Here is a 434-nt window from a genome sequence, read left to right as displayed (position 1 = left end):
TAACAGGCCCGACAGCCTCAACTCGTTCAATCAAAGTGTACACACCGCGCTGAACGCGGCGTTGAATGATGCGGAGGCTGATACGAAATGTCGCGCGCTGATCCTCACCGGCGCCGGACGCGGATTTTGCGCGGGACAGGATTTGTCAGAGGTTGATTTCATACCGGGACAAAAGCCGGACCTCACCGTTACGCTTGATAAGAACTACAATCCCCTCATGCGCAGATTGCGCAAGCTGCCGCTGCCGATCGTCTGCGCGGTCAACGGTGTCGCCGCGGGCGGCGGAGCCAACATCGCCTTCGCCTGCGACATCGTTCTGGCGGCGCGTTCCGCGAAATTCATTCAGGCGTTCTCGAAGATCGCGCTGGTGCCGGATTGCGGCGGCACATGGTTCCTGCCGCGCCTTGCAGGCAATGCACGCGCGCGGGCGCTGG

General features: G+C 61.5%; 1 protein-coding gene. It reads left to right on the top strand.

What is annotated here, in order from left to right:
* Nucleotides 1–61 precede the first annotated feature (61 nt).
* Nucleotides 62–434, top strand: a 373-nt coding sequence (locus tag AWU74_RS14390) for an enoyl-CoA hydratase-related protein (RefSeq protein WP_498067501.1), incomplete at its 3' end; no start/stop codon positions are given.

The sequence above is a fragment of the Treponema endosymbiont of Eucomonympha sp. genome (genome assembly GCF_001028545.1).
This window is presented reverse-complemented; position numbering and strand designations above follow the sequence as displayed.